At 43.1% G+C, this 16,257-nt stretch carries 18 protein-coding genes and 1 riboswitch; of the genes, 16 read left to right on the top strand and 2 right to left on the bottom strand.

Annotated elements, in window-relative coordinates; all coding sequences use genetic code 11:
• The first annotated feature begins 68 nt into the window (after positions 1 to 68).
• The 11 genes from ACSYSH_RS01615 to ACSYSH_RS01565 all read left to right on the top strand — a co-directional run bounded on the left by ACSYSH_RS01615 (position 69) and on the right by ACSYSH_RS01565 (position 9,636).
• Positions 69 to 614 carry a 5-formyltetrahydrofolate cyclo-ligase gene (locus tag ACSYSH_RS01615; RefSeq protein ID WP_491702530.1) on the top strand — a complete coding sequence of 182 codons (546 nt, stop codon included), beginning with the start codon at positions 69 to 71 and terminating at the stop codon, positions 612 to 614.
• Positions 615 to 752: 138 nt separating this feature from the next.
• A complete protein-coding gene (locus ACSYSH_RS01610) occupies positions 753 to 2,090 on the top strand; it encodes a Y-family DNA polymerase (RefSeq protein WP_489815697.1) in 1,338 nt (445 codons plus the stop codon).
• A complete protein-coding gene (locus tag ACSYSH_RS01605) occupies positions 2,083 to 2,481 on the top strand; it encodes a hypothetical protein (protein WP_489815696.1) in 399 nt (132 codons plus the stop codon). The genes ACSYSH_RS01610 and ACSYSH_RS01605 overlap by 8 nt, the downstream gene beginning before the upstream one ends.
• Positions 2,468 to 2,728 carry a hypothetical protein gene (locus ACSYSH_RS01600; RefSeq protein WP_491702531.1) on the top strand — a complete coding sequence of 87 codons (261 nt, stop codon included), beginning with the start codon at positions 2,468 to 2,470 and terminating at the stop codon, positions 2,726 to 2,728. The genes ACSYSH_RS01605 and ACSYSH_RS01600 overlap by 14 nt, the downstream gene beginning before the upstream one ends.
• Before the next feature lie 134 nt (positions 2,729 to 2,862).
• Entirely contained in the window at positions 2,863 to 4,686 is a 1,824-nt protein-coding gene (spxB, locus tag ACSYSH_RS01595; RefSeq protein ID WP_491702532.1) for a pyruvate oxidase, read from the top strand.
• Positions 4,687 to 4,802: 116 nt separating this feature from the next.
• The gene (locus tag ACSYSH_RS01590) at positions 4,803 to 5,516 is read left to right on the top strand and encodes a 2,3-bisphosphoglycerate-dependent phosphoglycerate mutase (protein WP_491702533.1); all 714 of its coding nucleotides are present in this window, start codon (positions 4,803 to 4,805) and stop codon (positions 5,514 to 5,516) included.
• 82 nt (positions 5,517 to 5,598) lie between these two features.
• Positions 5,599 to 6,267 carry an SDR family oxidoreductase gene (locus tag ACSYSH_RS01585; protein ID WP_491702534.1) on the top strand — a complete coding sequence of 223 codons (669 nt, stop codon included), beginning with the start codon at positions 5,599 to 5,601 and terminating at the stop codon, positions 6,265 to 6,267.
• 457 nt (positions 6,268 to 6,724) lie between these two features.
• Complete coding sequence (locus ACSYSH_RS01580) at positions 6,725 to 7,546, top strand: 2-keto-4-pentenoate hydratase (protein WP_491702535.1); 822 nt, start codon at positions 6,725 to 6,727, stop codon at positions 7,544 to 7,546.
• Between the two features lie 199 nt (positions 7,547 to 7,745).
• Positions 7,746 to 7,851: riboswitch (TPP riboswitch) on the top strand.
• 275 nt (positions 7,852 to 8,126) lie between these two features.
• Positions 8,127 to 8,633 (top strand): energy coupling factor transporter S component ThiW, encoded by a 507-nt coding sequence (gene thiW / locus ACSYSH_RS01575; RefSeq protein WP_489815691.1) that lies wholly within the window; start codon positions 8,127 to 8,129, stop codon positions 8,631 to 8,633.
• 50 nt (positions 8,634 to 8,683) lie between these two features.
• The gene (locus tag ACSYSH_RS01570; RefSeq protein WP_491702536.1) at positions 8,684 to 9,340 is read left to right on the top strand and encodes an HAD family hydrolase; all 657 of its coding nucleotides are present in this window, start codon (positions 8,684 to 8,686) and stop codon (positions 9,338 to 9,340) included.
• Positions 9,337 to 9,636, top strand: coding sequence for a thiamine-binding protein (locus ACSYSH_RS01565; protein ID WP_252773938.1), 300 nt, complete (start codon positions 9,337 to 9,339; stop codon positions 9,634 to 9,636). Before ACSYSH_RS01570 ends, ACSYSH_RS01565 begins: the two co-directional genes overlap by 4 nt.
• 61 nt (positions 9,637 to 9,697) lie before the next feature.
• On the opposite strand, the gene ACSYSH_RS01560 is transcribed toward ACSYSH_RS01565, so the two are convergent.
• Entirely contained in the window at positions 9,698 to 10,390 is a 693-nt protein-coding gene (locus tag ACSYSH_RS01560; protein WP_489815689.1) for a YjjG family noncanonical pyrimidine nucleotidase, read from the bottom strand.
• Between the two features lie 251 nt (positions 10,391 to 10,641).
• Between ACSYSH_RS01560 and ACSYSH_RS01555 the strand changes: the two genes are divergently transcribed.
• The gene (locus ACSYSH_RS01555; RefSeq protein ID WP_491702537.1) at positions 10,642 to 11,643 is read left to right on the top strand and encodes a YeiH family protein; all 1,002 of its coding nucleotides are present in this window, start codon (positions 10,642 to 10,644) and stop codon (positions 11,641 to 11,643) included.
• A gap of 112 nt (positions 11,644 to 11,755) precedes the next feature.
• Positions 11,756 to 12,436 carry a type 1 glutamine amidotransferase gene (locus tag ACSYSH_RS01550; protein ID WP_491702538.1) on the top strand — a complete coding sequence of 227 codons (681 nt, stop codon included), beginning with the start codon at positions 11,756 to 11,758 and terminating at the stop codon, positions 12,434 to 12,436.
• Between the two features lie 66 nt (positions 12,437 to 12,502).
• On the opposite strand, the gene ACSYSH_RS01545 is transcribed toward ACSYSH_RS01550, so the two are convergent.
• Entirely contained in the window at positions 12,503 to 13,705 is a 1,203-nt protein-coding gene (locus ACSYSH_RS01545) for an ammonium transporter (protein WP_491702539.1), read from the bottom strand.
• 217 nt (positions 13,706 to 13,922) lie between these two features.
• Between ACSYSH_RS01545 and epsC the strand changes: the two genes are divergently transcribed.
• From epsC to proB, 3 genes are all read left to right on the top strand, one after another.
• Positions 13,923 to 14,426 carry a serine O-acetyltransferase EpsC gene (gene epsC, locus ACSYSH_RS01540; RefSeq protein ID WP_252773942.1) on the top strand — a complete coding sequence of 168 codons (504 nt, stop codon included), beginning with the start codon at positions 13,923 to 13,925 and terminating at the stop codon, positions 14,424 to 14,426.
• Between the two features lie 140 nt (positions 14,427 to 14,566).
• Positions 14,567 to 15,250, top strand: coding sequence for a zinc ribbon domain-containing protein (locus ACSYSH_RS01535; RefSeq protein WP_491702540.1), 684 nt, complete (start codon positions 14,567 to 14,569; stop codon positions 15,248 to 15,250).
• Positions 15,251 to 15,471: 221 nt separating this feature from the next.
• On the top strand, positions 15,472 to 16,257 hold the full coding sequence (proB, locus tag ACSYSH_RS01530) for a glutamate 5-kinase (protein ID WP_489815685.1): 786 nt from the start codon (positions 15,472 to 15,474) through the stop codon (positions 16,255 to 16,257).

The raw sequence follows: 16,257 nt of genomic DNA, 5'->3' as shown, positions 1-16,257 counted from the left end.
AATTAGATGAGAATGATGAAAAGCTGTTAAGTCAGCTTTTTTTCTTTGAATCTGCTGGAGATGAAAAAATGCTTGATAAAAAGACGATTCGCCAGGAACAAAAGGCCAAGTTAAAGGCTTTGAACCCTTTAGTAAAAATTGAACAAGAAAAACAGTTATATCAAAAACTGTTTCTACAGCCAGCCTGGGTTCATGCTCAAACTGTCGCTGTGACGGCCTCGCTTCCTTTTGAAGTCGACACAAGGCCGATTATGGCGGCCGCTTGGCAGGCAGGCAAGACAGTTGGTTTGGCGAAGGTGGTTGACCGTGAATTAACCTTTATTGGAATTAGTACTGATAGTACCCTGACAGTCGGTCAGAGCTTTGGTATTTTAGAGCCCGAAAATGGTCGGCAACTGAAGAAATCAGCAATTGATTTGGTCTTAGTGCCGGGGCTTGCCTTTAACGAGGAAGGTCTGCGTGTCGGCTTTGGTGGTGGCTATTACGACCGCTTTCTAGCTGATTATGAGGGGGCAAGTGTCAGCCTTGCTTTAGCAGAACAAAGGCGGTCTGATTGGATTCCCGACAACTTTGATGGGGTGGTTGGCCAGGTTTTGACCCTAAAAAATCAGTGATTGTAACATAAAATTTGAATGAGAGTCTCAACGTGAACGTTGGGGCTTTTTCTTAGCAAATTTTTATTGATTTTTTCTTGCTAAAGCGAACATCTGTTCGTATAATGAAAACAGACTCAATAGGGAGGAGCCCGTCAAATGACCACTAATGATTTTGCCAAAATTTATCAAAATGAAGACCGGCGGGTTGTTTTTCTAATCGATTCAAAGAGTTTCTATGCCAGTTGCGAAGCGGTTGAACGGGGCTTAAATCCGCTGCAGGCCATGCTGGTGGTGATGTCACACCAAGAAAATGACACAGGGGGGCTAGTGTTAGCTTCATCGCCAATGGCCAAGAAACGGCTTGGCATCTCCAACGTTACTAGACAAAAGGATGTCCCAGATGTGCCTGGTCTGATTAAGGCAGAGCCGCGGATGAACCTTTATATCCAAAAAAACTTAGCGATTAATGCCATCTACCAACAATACGTTGATGATGAACACTTGTTACCGTATTCCATTGATGAATCAATCTTGGATATCACTGATTTTTGGCACCTTTTTGGTAAGAACCCAAGAGAAGTCGCTCAAAAAATTCAGCAGCAGGTCCTTGCTGAAATGGGAATTTATCTTTCAGTTGGTATCGGCGATAGCCCGGTTTTAGCCAAATTGGCCTTGGATTTGGAAGCGAAGAGGGCCCCACACCTACTGGCTGAGTGGCATTATGAAGATGTACCCAAGAAGCTGTGGCCTGTGACAAACTTTGGACACGTGTGGAGTATTGGCCAAAAAACGGCAGAAAAGTTGAAGGGGTGGGGAATTGCAAGCATTGGTGATTTAGCCAGGCAAAACCCATATATGCTGAAAGAGCGCCTTGGATTAATGGGTGAGCAACTTTATGCTTTGGCTTGGGGCATTGACCGGTCTGATTTAACAGAAAAAATTATGCCCAAAGATAAGTCTTATGGGAACTCACAGGTTTTACCGGAAAATTATCATGATGGGGCGGCCATCCAAGTAGTTGTGCAAGAAATGGCCGACCAGGTAGCAAGTCGTCTGCGGGCACATCAGCAACAAGCGACCTTAGCGTCACTTTACCTGGGTTACGCGGACCAAGGAATCGCTTTCAATACGCGCCACAGTCCAAAAACGGGTTTGCATCAAACTGTCCGGATTGAACCAACCAACCGTAGTCAAACATTAATGAACGTTTTGAAACGTATTTTTCAAGAAAATTGGTCGGGTGATGCCGTTCGCTATATTGGAGTTTCTTTTTCTGGCTTATCAAGTGAAAGTGTTCAAGAAATTTCACTTTTCGACAAGACTCCTAGTCCAACCGACCAAGAAGAAGACCCGGTTGATACGGTGGTTGACCAAATTCGCCGTCGCTTTGGGGCAGCGAGCCTGGTCCGATCTATTTCCTTAGAAAAGGGGGCGACGGCGATTAGCCGTGCTAATTTAGTTGGGGGCCATAATGGGGGCAATGCTTATGAGTGAGAATTTTTTTGCTGATCCTGATTGGCTAGCAACTGTCTCCGGCTACTTTGACCATGATTACCGTGACCGAGGCAAAGTTAAGTGGAATGGTTTTTTTCTTTCGGACCACACTGCCGAATTAAAAAATCAGAAGACGAATCAAGATCAGGCCGATCAAACAGAATTGCATGAGGCCATGTCATACGAACAAATGCAACAGGTGGTTGCTTTGGCATACCGTAACTCACAGCGGTTAGTTGTCCAGGCAAACAGTTTCGATATCGAGGGCCGTGCTAGTCCTGTGGAAATTGGGAAGGTAACTGGCTTTTTTATGGACGGTTTTTACTTAGACAAAGAACCAAAAAATTGGGAAGAGTTGCAGTTTGTGGGGGTTGATCATGATCGAAAATGAATTAATAACTGAAATTTTAAAGGAAATGGCACCGTTATTTAAACGGGCTAAAAATACTATTTATGAATTACGAGTGGTAGACCAACGATATGCTGGCCAAGTTAATTTTTTCTTTGAGTGGAATCAGGTTGGTCGCTCAACCATTTCTCGTCAAATTTTAACCGTTCCTAGACGGCGGGTAAAAGATTTAGAAGGATTAATTACGGCCTTGAAATTTAAAACAATGGTGACAGTGACACTGGTATAACCCCTATCAAAACAGCACTAAAAAACTTTTTATTAATAATTGTCTATTTTATGTTACAACTGTGCAAATTGTTTTACATCTTTGTAAAACAGAGATATAATATGGCTATAGCAAAGTAGAACAGGAGATGTCTTATGTCAGTAACAGTAAACACAGTTCCAGCAAGCATCGCAATGTTGAAGGTGCTTGAAGATTGGGGTGTTGATCACCTCTTTGGCTATCCTGGGGGTTCGTTTAACTCCACCATGGCAGCCCTCGCAGAGCGAAAAGAACAGATTCACTATATCCAAGTTCGCCATGAACAAGTTGGTGCTTTAGCAGCAGCAGCAGATGCCAAACTCACTGGTAAGATTGGTGTTGCCTTTGGGTCGGCTGGGCCTGGGGCAACAAACTTGCTAACGGGTCTTTACGATGCCAAGGAGGATCATGTGCCTGTTTTGGCTCTTGTCGGTCAAACACCACGCGCGGTAATGAACTCGCACTTTTTTCAAGAGTTCAACGAGGATCCAATTTTTGAAGATGTATCCGTTTATTGTCGAACTGTCATGACAGCCGAAAGTTTGCCACACGTGGTTGACCAAGCTATTCGTGAAGCCTACAAGCATCAGGGTGTCGCAACAGTGATTATTCCAAATGACTTGGGCTACGAACAAATTCCAGATATTGCTTATGGTTCTCATGGAGCCACAGATGATAAAAAGGCACCACAGCCAGAACCAACTGCGGCCGAAGTAGACCAATTCTTGGCAATGGTTAAGGAAGCCAAGCGACCAGTTATTCACGTTGGTCGTGGTATCCAAGAAGGTGGTGATGCCCTCATTGAATTGTCAAAGAAATTGCAAATTCCTTTGGTCATGACTGGTTTAGCAAAAGGGCATGTTGATGAAAGCTATGCCGGAAATCTGGGTATGGCTAACCGTGCTGCCTCAAAGGCTGCTGATGAAATCATGGCAAGTGCTGATTTGTTGATTGCTATAGGGGCCGATTTTCCATTTGCAAAACTAGTTTACACGACACATCCGTTTAAGTTTATTCAGGTTGATAACGACCGAACAGAACTTGGACGCCATCATAACCTGGATTTGGGTATCTGGGCAGATGCAACTACTTTTGTCCAGGCTGCCCTAGATCGTAGTGAACAAGCGCCAGAATCTGCATTCTTCAAGGCCGCTTGTGCCGATAAGGAAAACTGGTTTGCCTACCAAAAGCAATTGCAAGATGATACTCGTGAACCGCTTCGCGCTGAACCGATTTATAAGGAAATTAATCGTGTTGCTGACCCCGATGCTGTCTTTGCCATTGATATTGGTGACAATATTATTAACTCCTTCCGTCATTTGCATGTGACGCCAAAGAACAAGTTCGTGATTTCTGCCATTTTTGCTTCTATGGGTTCTGGACTGCCAGCTGCTTTGGCTGGACAATTATCATATCCTGGTCGCCAAGTTTGGAACATCGCTGGTGATGGTGCCTTTTCAATGATTATGCAAGATTTGTTAACCGAGAAGAAGTATGATTTGCCAATTATTAATGTCATTACAGCCAACAAGACATTGAACTTTATCAAAAGTGAACAGGATGATGTGGCCATGCATCATTCAGGAATTGATCTTGCTGATCAAAATTTCGCTATGATTGCTCAAGGAATGGGTGTTGAGGCGGTAACCGTGACAAAGGCTAGCGAATTGCCAGCAGCTTTTGACAAGGCGATTGAGGTAACCAAGGCGGGTCGACCATTCTTGATTGAAGCTAAGATTTCTGATGCCCGGTCATTGCCTGTCGAGGAGTTGCAATTGAAGCAAACAGACCAAGGGATGGAAGAAACGCTTAATCCAACGTATAACAGTAACCTTGATTTGCAAAGACCAAGTTCTGTTCGTGAATTCTTAGATTCATACGATGGTCAAAACTTGAAAACACTCCCAGAGTTCTTCGAAGAATACGGTGTTAAATGGTAAGCTTATAAGCTAACGTATAATAAAAGTCTTCTTTTGAAGGCTTTTTATTTTGTTGTTAGAAAGCATTGCTTGCTTAAAGAGAATCGGTGTAAAATAGAGCGCAAAGGAGCTTGATTATGCCAAAACTTGTTTTACTTCGTCACGGTCAAAGTGAATGGAACCAGTCTAACCGTTTTAATGGTTGGATCGATACTTATTTGTCTGTAACTGGCAAAAAGCAAGCACAGGACGCCGGGCGGGCACTTTTGAAACAGGACATTCATTTTTCCCGGGCTTATAGCTCAGTTCTTAGTCGAACGATTATGACCATGAATCGCATCTTGGACGAATTAGGTCAATCATATATTCCGCTTATGAAGTCTTGGCGGTTAAATGAGCGTCATTATGGTATCTTGCAAGGTGAGGATAAGGATGATATGCGCGCTAAGTATGGGAAAGAGCAGGTCCAAATCTGGCGACGGTCTTATTCTGTTCTACCACCTAAACAGCCTGCATATGATCCAACAGTGACCATTGCTGGTCAAAAGTACCCTGCTTTTGACCACCGCTATGCACAAGTGCCATACGGCCTTTTGCCACTGAGTGAGAATATTCAAAGTACAGAAATTAGAGTTCGACCACTTTTTGAAGAGGAAATTGTACCACGGTTACGCGCGGGAGAAGATGTCTTGATTGTTGCCCATGGAACGTCTGTCAGAGCGTTGACAAAGCTGATTGAAGGTCTGACACCAGAACAGGTAACTAACGTTGAAATCCCAAACGGTGAACCCATTATTTATGAGTTTGATAAAAGTTTATCCGTTTATAAAAAGAAAATTATTCATTCTTAAATAAAATGCTCTTAGAAAATAGGTTTGCTTGCGCCCATATTTTATTGGGAATGCTGTGAAAATGTTTAATGAAAAGGAGATTATGATGGCAAAAACATTGGTAATTGGTGCCCACGGTCAGGTCGGCCAAATTTTGGTTCAAGACTTAGCTAGTAAGCAGCAAGAAGTTTTAGCAGCCTTTCGGAATAAAGACCAATTGCAAACAGTGGCTGATGTAGCCGGTGTTGAGGGAGTCTATTTTGACTTGGACGTTGATGAACAAACGATGACACAGTTTTTTCTGGATCACCAAGTTGGCCAGATTGTTTTTACGGCTGGTGCCGGCGGTAAAGGTGGTATCGAGCGAACGGTAGAAGTTGATTTGGATGGCGCCATTAAAACGATGGCTGCTGCTAAAAAAGCTAGTGTTGCTCACTATGTGATGGTTTCAGCTGCTGGGGCGGACGACCGCGGTCGTTGGTCTGCATCCGGCATTTATCATTACTTTATGATGAAGCACTATGCTGATTTGTACTTACAAAATTCCGGTTTGGATTATACGATTGTTCGGCCAACGTTGCTCTTGGATACTACTGGTACTGGCAAGGTTTCATTGGATGTTGACTTCGCGGGTCCAAAGGAAAGCTTGCAAATTCCGCGAGCAGATGTCGCTGCCTTTGTCATAGCAGTATTAGCTCATCCTGAGCAAGCAGCTAATCAAATTTATGATTTAACAGCTGGTAACCAGGAAATTCAACATATTTTTGATTAAACATGAGGCCAAAAGGGGTTCTTAGTTTTATTTAAATTAAAAATAAATGATAAAAGGTTGACATTGACTCATAAAGTTGTAAACTACAAAGCAACAGATAGAAATGACAAGCGACAATAAGAAGTGTCTGGGTAAGAAAATGATTAGAGAGCGCCTATTTGGTGAAAGGGCGTCGTTTTCAAACTCAAAGACGATCATTCTTTAGCTAGTGGGCTGAAATCAGTAAGCCTTGCTCGGTTGGTACCGTTATCAAACCGGCGTATCGCTTTTTCGGCCGTACGTTTGAGGTTGAACTTTGTCGTTCAACAAATTAAGGTGGTACCGTGCATAAGCGCCCTTAACTACGAAAAAATCGTTGTTAAGGGCGCCTTTTTATCTGCTGATTTTTTAGAAAAGGAGGGCACCGTGAAGTTTCGTACTGTAGTGAGCTGTTTGTATACTGAAAGGAGCATTAAAAATGACAATGACTGAATTGAAGACCAAGGTGAAGGTAGTACCAGCAAAGCAAGAGGACAAATTGGCACAGGCCCTCTATCATGCTTACCAAGAACGCCAACCGCTTAAAATGACTGAATGGGAGCAGGTTGTTAGCGATGACCAAACTGCCTATGAAGTGCAAGATCAATTGATGGAACTCAAAAATCAACCACTTGGGGGTTACAAGGTTAGTTTGACTAGTCAAGAAACGCAAGATATGTTCGATTCAAATGAACCTTTGTATGGGGCTCAGGTGCAAAACCATTTCGTTCAATCACCGGCTAACCTTTCTTTGAAGAGCGATTTATTGGACCCATTGGCAGAAGTAGAATTGGTTTTCAAGGCGAAGGAAGACTTGCAAGTCACTGATTCTTTGGAGGATTTGCGTCGCAAAACGACTGTGGCGGCTGGTGTGGAAGTACCCGATGCTCGGTTTACGGATTGGTTTCCATCTTTGAGTAAGTACTTAGTGATGGCAGATGCGGCTGTTGGTGGTTTTGTGGTCTATGGGCCAGAACGAGAAAGTACATCTTTGACGGTTGCTGAATTTGAAGATGTTCAGGCCCAGTTAGCCCATAATGGTGAGGTAGTGGCCGAGGGCAGTTCGGCCGAAGTTTTGGGTAACCCACTGAAATCGTTGCAATGGCTAGTTAAAAAGTTGGCAGCGCAGGGAAAGACCTTGCATGCGGGGGAACGCGTTTCCTCTGGAACCTTCTTATTGCCGCCACACTTAACAGAAGGAACCTGGACAGCTAGCTTTAACCACGATTTTGCAGATGTTGTGGTCGAAGTTAGTAAATAAGCAAACAATTTTGAAATATCAAATTGGATAGTTGTCTTTTTCCGTTAAAATGAGTATAATCATTTCCGTTAGGGAATAAGGGTTACAATCGTGTTAGCGACCCTCATTATCCAGTCACCCATTTTAGCGGTTCCAAATTGTTTGTTGAAAAACACAACAATCGGCCGTACTAATAAATTGGGCGGCCTTTTGTTTTGAATAAAATCGATCGGGGAGTTTGTGTGACAGACTGAGAGGATGGTAGACCATCGACCCGAACACCTGAACCGGATAATGCCGGCGGAGGAAATCGTAGCTTTTTTGTAATCGAGGACTCCTTTTGTGGGTGCTCGATTTTTTCTTTTAAATCAGAAAGGAGTGTAGTGAATGATTCACGGTCATTTGACCGTGCGGGATGAAGGGGAGCGCCTTGATCCTGAAAAAACAGCGATGGGAAGCCGTGTTCCGGCGTGAGAGGAGACCAAGTAGTCTCGACCGAACTTTCTATCAGTCAGGTGCTTGTCTGACTGGTTTAACCGCTAAAGTGGGAAAGGAGCGCTGTTTTTCGCTACCCCACTGAATTTAAAAGGAGCGTTTTCAAATGAAGACACAGAAAAAATTATCAACGAAGAAGATGTTAGTGACTGCCTTGTTGGCTGCCTTAGCTTATGTTTTAAATAGTTTTGTCTATTTTCCGGCAATGGCGCCCTTTCAGCACTTCGTTGACGTTTTAGCCGCCGTTTTGCTGGGGCCATGGTACGGCTTTGCTAGTGCTTTGATTTGTGGCATTTTACGGATGATGTCCGGCAGGACAATTCAAGCCGTAACAGGGGCCATTTTTGGTCCCATTCTTGGCGGTTTGATTTATCGCAAAACCCACAACCTTTACCTGGTCTTCCTTGGTGAAGTGATTGGAACGGGGATTTTAGGGGCTTTGACTTCTTATCCATTGATGAAGATCTTTTATGGCTTGGACGTCCATAGGTGGTATTACTTCGTGCCATATTACACACCAGCTGCCATTGTGGGTGCTGGAATGGGGTTGGCAGTGGTCTTAATTTTTCAAAAGACAGGCTTACTAAAGCGAATCCAGGCGAACTTGGATTAACTAAACACCGTCAATCAGGCCAAATTAGCTTTGGCAAGGGGAAGTAAGCGATGAGCGATAGGGAATATTTGATCTTTGACCTCGATGGTACATTAGTTGATTCGATGCCTTTTTGGGAGAATTTAGCGACTGAATTGCTTGATCGATATGGCATTGACCAGCTGCCAGTCGGTTTGCATAATCAGATTCAAACCATGACTTTGACGGATTCAGCCATTTTCATACAAGAATTATTAGCGCTACCCGTTACAGCTGCCAACTTGGTGCAGGAAATGCGAGCTTTGATGGACCAACATTACCAACATGATATTCCACTTAAAGTTGGGGTAGCTGCATACTTACAAGATGCCTACCAAGCTAGTCATAAAATTGTCTTGGCAACGGCCAGTAGTTCAGTTTTGGCCAAAGACTGTCTTCGCCGGTTGAAATTATTGCCGTTTTTTGACTTTGTCTTTTCTTGTGAAGATGTTGGACAGGATAAAACAAAGCCCACAATTTATCAGGTTGCTGCACAATATTTTGACCAGCAGCCCAACAGGATTGCAGTCTATGAAGATGCTCTGTATGCTGCTGCCACAGCAAAGCAAGCGGGTTTTCATTTGATTGGTGTTTATGACCATCAGTCAAAAGAAGAGTGGACTGATTTACAAAAGTTAGCGGACGAAACGATTGATTTTGCCACAGCAGTAAAAGGAGAAAATAAATGAGTGCAAGTGTTGCGATTCAGGTTTTACCAGCAGCTGAAAATGACCAAGAGTTGTGCCGAATGGTTGATGAGGTGATTGCTTATATTCAAAGTACCGGCTTACGCTATGAAGTTGGTCCCTTTGAAACAACGATTGAAGGCGATAATTATAACCAGTTGATGGACATCGTCAAAGAGTGCCAACACGTGGCTGTCCGGGCAGGTGCCAAGAAAGTCTCTGCCTATATTAAGGTTGCCTATCAGCCAGATGGCGAAATTTTAACGATTGATCAAAAGATTGGTAAGTATCACAAATAAAAAAAATCAGACCTGCAGAGGTCTGATTTTTTAATCTGTAATTATCAAAGTATGAGTTGTATTATTGCAAGATTGCTTCCAAAGTTGGTAAATCTGCAACTACCTGAGTAGGCTTAATTTTCGCCGGGCTCTCCTTGTGATTTGGATTAATCCAAATTGTGTCGAGTTGATAATTTTGGCCCCCCATGATGTCAGATGTTATGCCATCGCCAATCATCACCGTGTTTTCTTTGGTCATATGTGGGTTATCCTGGAAAATACGATCAAAAAAAGCTGAGTCAGGTTTAGAAGCACCAATCATTTCAGAAGTAAATATTTGGTCAAAGTATTTTCCTAAGCCGGTTTCCTTGAGGCGAAGACGTTGTGTGGCATCCTGGCCATTTGTACCGGCGATAATCGTATATTGTTCTTGCAAGTGTTGCAAAATTTCAGTTGCATAGGGAACCAGCCGATAATTGTGGTCACGCAATGTGGCGTATTCTTGTTCAAGATGGTCGGCATCATAGTCAATTGCTAGTGCTGCAAGAGTTTTTTTAAAACGTTCTTCAAAAATTTGTTGTCGAGCAATTTCTTTCAATTCGTATTGTTGCCAGAGATGGTGGTTAATCTCTTGGTAAGTTTTGAGTGCATGGTCTAAATCAGTGCCTGTTAAGCCTAATTCATTTGAAAAAAGCTGACGAATAGCAGCGACTTCGCCTCCGGTAAAGTCTAAGAGGGTGTCATCAAGGTCAAAAATCAAGTATTCATAGGTCATGCTACAATCCAACTTTCTATACTATAATTAACTTTAATTATGATAACACGGTCATTAAAAGACAACCCTTTAATTTTTGTCTTATTTTAAAAGCGGGTGGCCGGCTGGATTCATTTTAAAAATGGTTAAAAAGCGTTCTTTGTTATCAAATTTTAATCTTGATAAGCTTGACGGAGCCCCCCTGGTTAGGTGTTTAATAGGGAAGGAATATTTTTTGTTAAAAAGCTAACGAAAGAAGGAATAGTTGTCTGATGAGAATCGAGAAGAAGCATGTTGTTGGGATTGTCCTGGCAGTCGTGGTTTCGCTTTTTGCCCAATTTTTGAGTAGGTACTTACCGCAATTGGGTGCGGAAAGTTTGGCAATGATTATTGGGATTTTGCTGGGAAATACTATTTTTGCCGGTAACCAATATGGAGCTGGGGTTAAGTGGTCCGAAAAGTACCCGATTGAAATTGGGATTGCTTTGCTGGGCTCGACTTTGACCTTTAAAACGCTTTCCAAGTTAGGACTAAATGGGATCGCTTTTATCATTATTAATATGATCTTGGTGATTGGTATCGTATTTTTGTTGGGGAAGTACCTATTTAAGGTCGACGATCACAGCACGATGTTGATGGGTGCCGGAAATGCCGTCTGTGGCTCCAGTGCGATTGCTGCTGTTGCCCCGGTCATCAAGGCCAAGGATGACAATCGGCGTACGGCAGTCGCCACCGTTTCCTTGACGGGTATGCTGCTTTTGCTGACGTTGCCTAGTTTGTCACACTTTTTATTTGGTAATAATGATTTACTGCGTGGGGCCTTAGTTGGGGGGACTGTCCAGTCTGTTGGTCAGGTAGTTGGAACAGCCTCTTTGATTAATTCAAACGTTGTAACCTTTGCAACTCTGTTTAAGCTATTGCGGGTCATTATGCTGGTCTTCGTCGTTGTGTTGTTTGCTTACATCGCTAAGCGGCAAAATGCGAAAGAGGCGGTTGAAGAAGACGAAAAGGCTAAAATTACGATTTTACCTTGGTACATTATCGTCTTTGCCATCTTATTGGTCGTCAACTCAATCATGGCTTTGCCGGCCCCAATCCATCAATTTAGCCATACGGTGTCAACTTTCTTCGGCGTCGTCAACTTAGCTGCAATTGGTTTGAACCTAAAGTGGGCAGTTATCAAAAAAAGTGGTGTCAAGTTCCTTAGTTTCGGTTTCTTAGTTGGTGCGGTTCAAGTTCTGCTCGCCGTCATCTTAATTCATTTATTCTTTTAAAAATCAGTCCTGACTTAAACTGTCGGGGCTTTTTGTGTTACAATTAACCACATTAAGGGCATATGCAGGCGAAACCCGTATCAAATTGCCGTCGAAAAAGGAGGCTTTTTTGATGCGCATTCATGTTTTGCAACATACACCGAACGAAGGACCAGGGAGCATTGCCCGTTGGTCAGAAAAACACGGTCATCAGCTGACCGTTCACCATCCAGCTCATTTTCGGGACGTTTTGCCAAGGGCAGAGGATGTGGATTTTTTAGTTATTTTGGGTGGGCCCATGAGTCCCAACGATCATTTGCCGTGGATTGCTGAAGAGCGAGCGCTAATTGCACAATTAATGGCCCAGCATAAGCCAATTTTTGGAGCATGTTTTGGTGCTCAGCAAATTGCTAAGGTCCTTGGGGGTAAAGTTCTTGATGCTCCTTATAAGGAAGTTGGCTGGGCATCGGTTCAGCGGGTTAGTGATTGCATTCCGGGCTTACCAGAGAGGGTGGAAGCGCTACATTGGCATGAACAGATGTTTACCATTCCTGACCAGGCCGAGTTGTTGTTCAGCACTGCTTTGGTTAAAAATCAGGGCTTTATCCTTGGGAACATTTTAGGATTGCAGTTCCACTTTGAACCGGAGGCGGATAACATCCGTGAAATGGTTGCTAACGACGGCGAGTATGCTAACGATGCTAAAAACGCTTTGCACCAAACTGGCGCAGCTATTTTAGCTCATGGTGTTCCTGAAGAGAATCAGGAAGTGATGTTTCGACTGTTGGACTATTTAGCTAAAAAAACAAATTAATTTCAGACCAAAAATAAAAGGACTGTCATAAATGACAGTCCTTTTACGCTACATGATTTAATCGACTTAGTCTTTAATTACAAGTAAGTGGATTAATTTGTCGTATCCAGTACTTTCATCGGTGTCGTCCATTCGTAATGGCCCAGCGATAACGCGGGTAACACCGGCCAAAACGAGTGTTCCAATAACGACCAAAGCAAGTGTTACCAAAACGGCAATGACCTGATGACCAAGTAAGTCCCAGTGGCCAGAAATTAAACCAGCGGCACTACCAGGCAAGTTTTTATCAGCGAAAACACCGGTCAGAAGAGCGCCAACGGTACCGCCAATTCCATGAATACCAAAGGCATCCAATGTATCATCGTAACCGAAGAAGTTCTTAATTGTTGTGATGCTGATAAAGCCAAGAACCCCGGCAATCAAGCCCATGACAATCGCTGCCCATGGTTTTACGTAACCAGCTGCTGGCGTGATGGCGACCAAGCCAGCTAAGGCGCCAGTGACCAATCCATCGAGTGTTACCCTCTTTTGAATCTGGTAGGCAATCAACCCCCACGAAAGAACAGCTGCTGAGGAAGCCACCCATGAATTAATCAACGCCACAATGGCTTGGTTGTTGGCAGCCAAAGCTGAACCAGAGTTGAAGCCGAACCAACCAACCCAGAGTAAGAAACCACCAACTAAGACGAAAATTGGGTTTGTTTGATGTGGTTTTTGATCGTTACGTGGGCCGAGAATCAAGGCTAATACCAAACCTGTAACACCAGAAGAAATGTGAACAACTGTTCCTCCCGCAAAATCGATCGCCCCCAACTTAGCTAAGAACCCGTTATCCCAAACCATGTGGGCAAGGGGAGCGTAAATGAAAAGCAGCCATAATGTTAGGAAAACTAACATTGACTTCAAACGCATCCGCCCGACCACTGAGCCGGTGATGATCGTGACGGTGATAATTGGAAACATTCCTTGGAAGATGGCAAAGGCACCATCCGGAATGGTCAAACCCCGAGTAGACCCTGACAGGGAAACGTGGTTTAATCCCCAAAAATGTAGGTTTCCAATCAGCGAGCCAGAACCACCGAATGACAAGCTATAGCCTAACAACGCCCAGACTACCGTTGCTAGACCAATCAGTAATACTGAGATGCCAACCGTATGCAACAAGTTTTTCTTATCACCCAATCCTGCGTAAAACAATCCCAAACCCGGGGTCATGATCCAAACCAAAACCGCTGATGTCAGGACCCAAGCAATACTTCCACTATCCATGTAAATTCCTCCAAAAACTGTTTCCCTGCTATTGATTACAGGTTTTATCATACCGCTTGTTGTAACTGTACCAATTTAAATTTGGTAGCTTTCCTGACAAAGATTATATGTCTTGTTAGGCAAAGGGGAGTATATTCATCAGTAAATATTCGGGAAACGCGATAAGTTGCTGACCTGGCGACCGAATACGCTAGGGATTTATCAATAAGGAGAATTCATGTTTGACACTGCTGATGATTTTATTCGACGTGATCCTGCTTTACAATACCGTTATCAGGTTTTACTTTTCCATACTGGTTATAAGGCTGTCAGGGTTTATCGCAAAAGCCACTATCTCTGGACGCATGGCCATCCATTCTTGGCTCAGCTGCTGGCAACACATAGTAAAAGAAAAACCGGGATTGATATCCATCCCGGCGCAACAATTGGCAAAAATTTGGTCATTGACCATGGGGTCAATGTTGTGATTGGTGAGGAAACTGTAATTGGAGATGATGTAACAATTTATCAGGGTGTTACACTAGGGGCTCGTTGTGCTGTTAAGGATGGTGTACGACGTCATCCGACTATTGGCGACCGAGTCTTAATCGGTGCTGGTGCAAAGGTAATTGGCAACATTCATATTGGCCAGGATAGTAAAATCGGAGCCAATGCCGTCGTTTTGCAAGATATTCTTGCTGGTCAAACCGTTGTGGGGATCCCTGCCCGTGTTGTTAGTTAATTAAAATTTGCCGTCGAGATAGAATTAATCTTTTTATTAAGAATTATACTTATTCTAATAAAAATCTTGTATTCCGACATTATTATTTGTACAATAAAAATATTGAGAAAGTAAGTATTTATATTGGAGGAATATTTGAGATGGCAATGACTGATGAAGATCGGGCACGTAAAGAAGGTATTACACAAGATGGTGTAACAAAGATTGATTACATGGCTTCGATCCTGTTTTTTTGGGTAAAGGGTTATGTTGAAGTTGACAACCGGGTAATTAAGGTTCAACGCCAGAACACGATTGCACATATTATCCCAGCTGGAGAAGACAAGCAGGTTTTCCGTTTGGACAATGTCCAGGGATCAAGCCAACACACTAGTTACAAGCTCTTCAACTTTATTGTTGGAGCGTTGATTGCCTTTTTTGGTGTTGAAAGCCTTGGTAGCAATGCTGTTTTGGGAATTGTTTTAGCAGTGTTTGGTGTTATCTTCTTCTTAAATGGAATCGTGACGGAATTGGTGATCAATGGAAATGGTTCTAACTATTTTGTTGGTGTCACGCTGTTCGATAAGCAAAAGGTTATCGACATCAATCAAAAAATCCAAGAGGCTTTGATCTATGGTCAAGATGCTCATGATAACAATCGAGTGATGGCTAACGCTAACATGAACTCGCAAGCAATGATTGATGCCATTCGCGATCAGAATAACCATTCGACCGAAGCTCAAGAAGACGCCCAGAAACAAGGAACCACTTTCTGTAGCCAATGTGGCGCTAAAATTGATGGTCAAGCCAAGTTCTGCCCTTCATGTGGTGCACCGCGGGGCTGACTTTCCATTCGTAACTCGGTATTGGTTAAAACAGCAAATTATTTTGCTGTTTTTTATTTTAGATTCAATTACTTGGGTAAGTTAAGCCTAATATTCAGGTGGTGTTTTAAAATTTTTTCTTCATTTTAAACTAAAATGCTTACTGATCTTAGCTTCTTTTTATTGCGTTATCATCATTATTTCTTGCTATAATAGAATAAACTTAATGAAGGAAAAAGTGCATGGCAGACTGGCAGAAAATCGTTGTAAAAGTTGGAACAAGTACCATTGTGGACCTGGATGGGCAAATCAAATATCCGGTTGTGAATCGTTTAGCCCAAACACTCTCGACCCTACAAAAAGATGGTCACCAGGTGCTATTGGTGACCTCTGGTGCCATTGGCGTCGCTTTAAACCAGATGAATTTGCACCAGCGGCCAAAGGAAATCCCACAGCAACAAGCACTCGCGGCCATTGGGCAGGGTTATTTAATGTCTTTATACCACCAAAGCTTTGCCTTCTATCAGCAACAAGTTGGACAGGTTCTTTTGACTTATGACGTCTTTGACAATCCAGCGATGCTGGAAAATACCACCAATGCTATTGAAACTCTTTTTGACCAGGGGGTCATTCCAATCATTAACGAAAACGATGTCATTGCCGTTGATGAGTTGGATCACCAACACTCATTTGGTGATAACGACCGTTTGGCTGCATTAGTTGCAAAACAAATTCAGGCGGATGGTTTAATCATTTTGAGTGATGTCGATGCACTTTATACAGCTAATCCGAATATTGATTCGAATGCTAAACCCATTCATCGAGTTGAGGCGATTACGGAAACACTTTGGCTTAGTGCAACGGGCTCAACTTCCGGTTTGGGCACTGGTGGTATGAGTACTAAGTTAGCAGCAGCTGATTTAACGATCAAAAATGGCCAAAAAATGGCCTTGGTGAACGGCAATGACCCGGCTAACATCCTTGCTGTGATTGCAGGAGACGAAATTGGGACACTTTTTGAGGAATAG

This window comes from Fructobacillus sp. ESL1117 (assembly GCF_058508565.1).
This window is presented reverse-complemented; position numbering and strand designations above follow the sequence as displayed.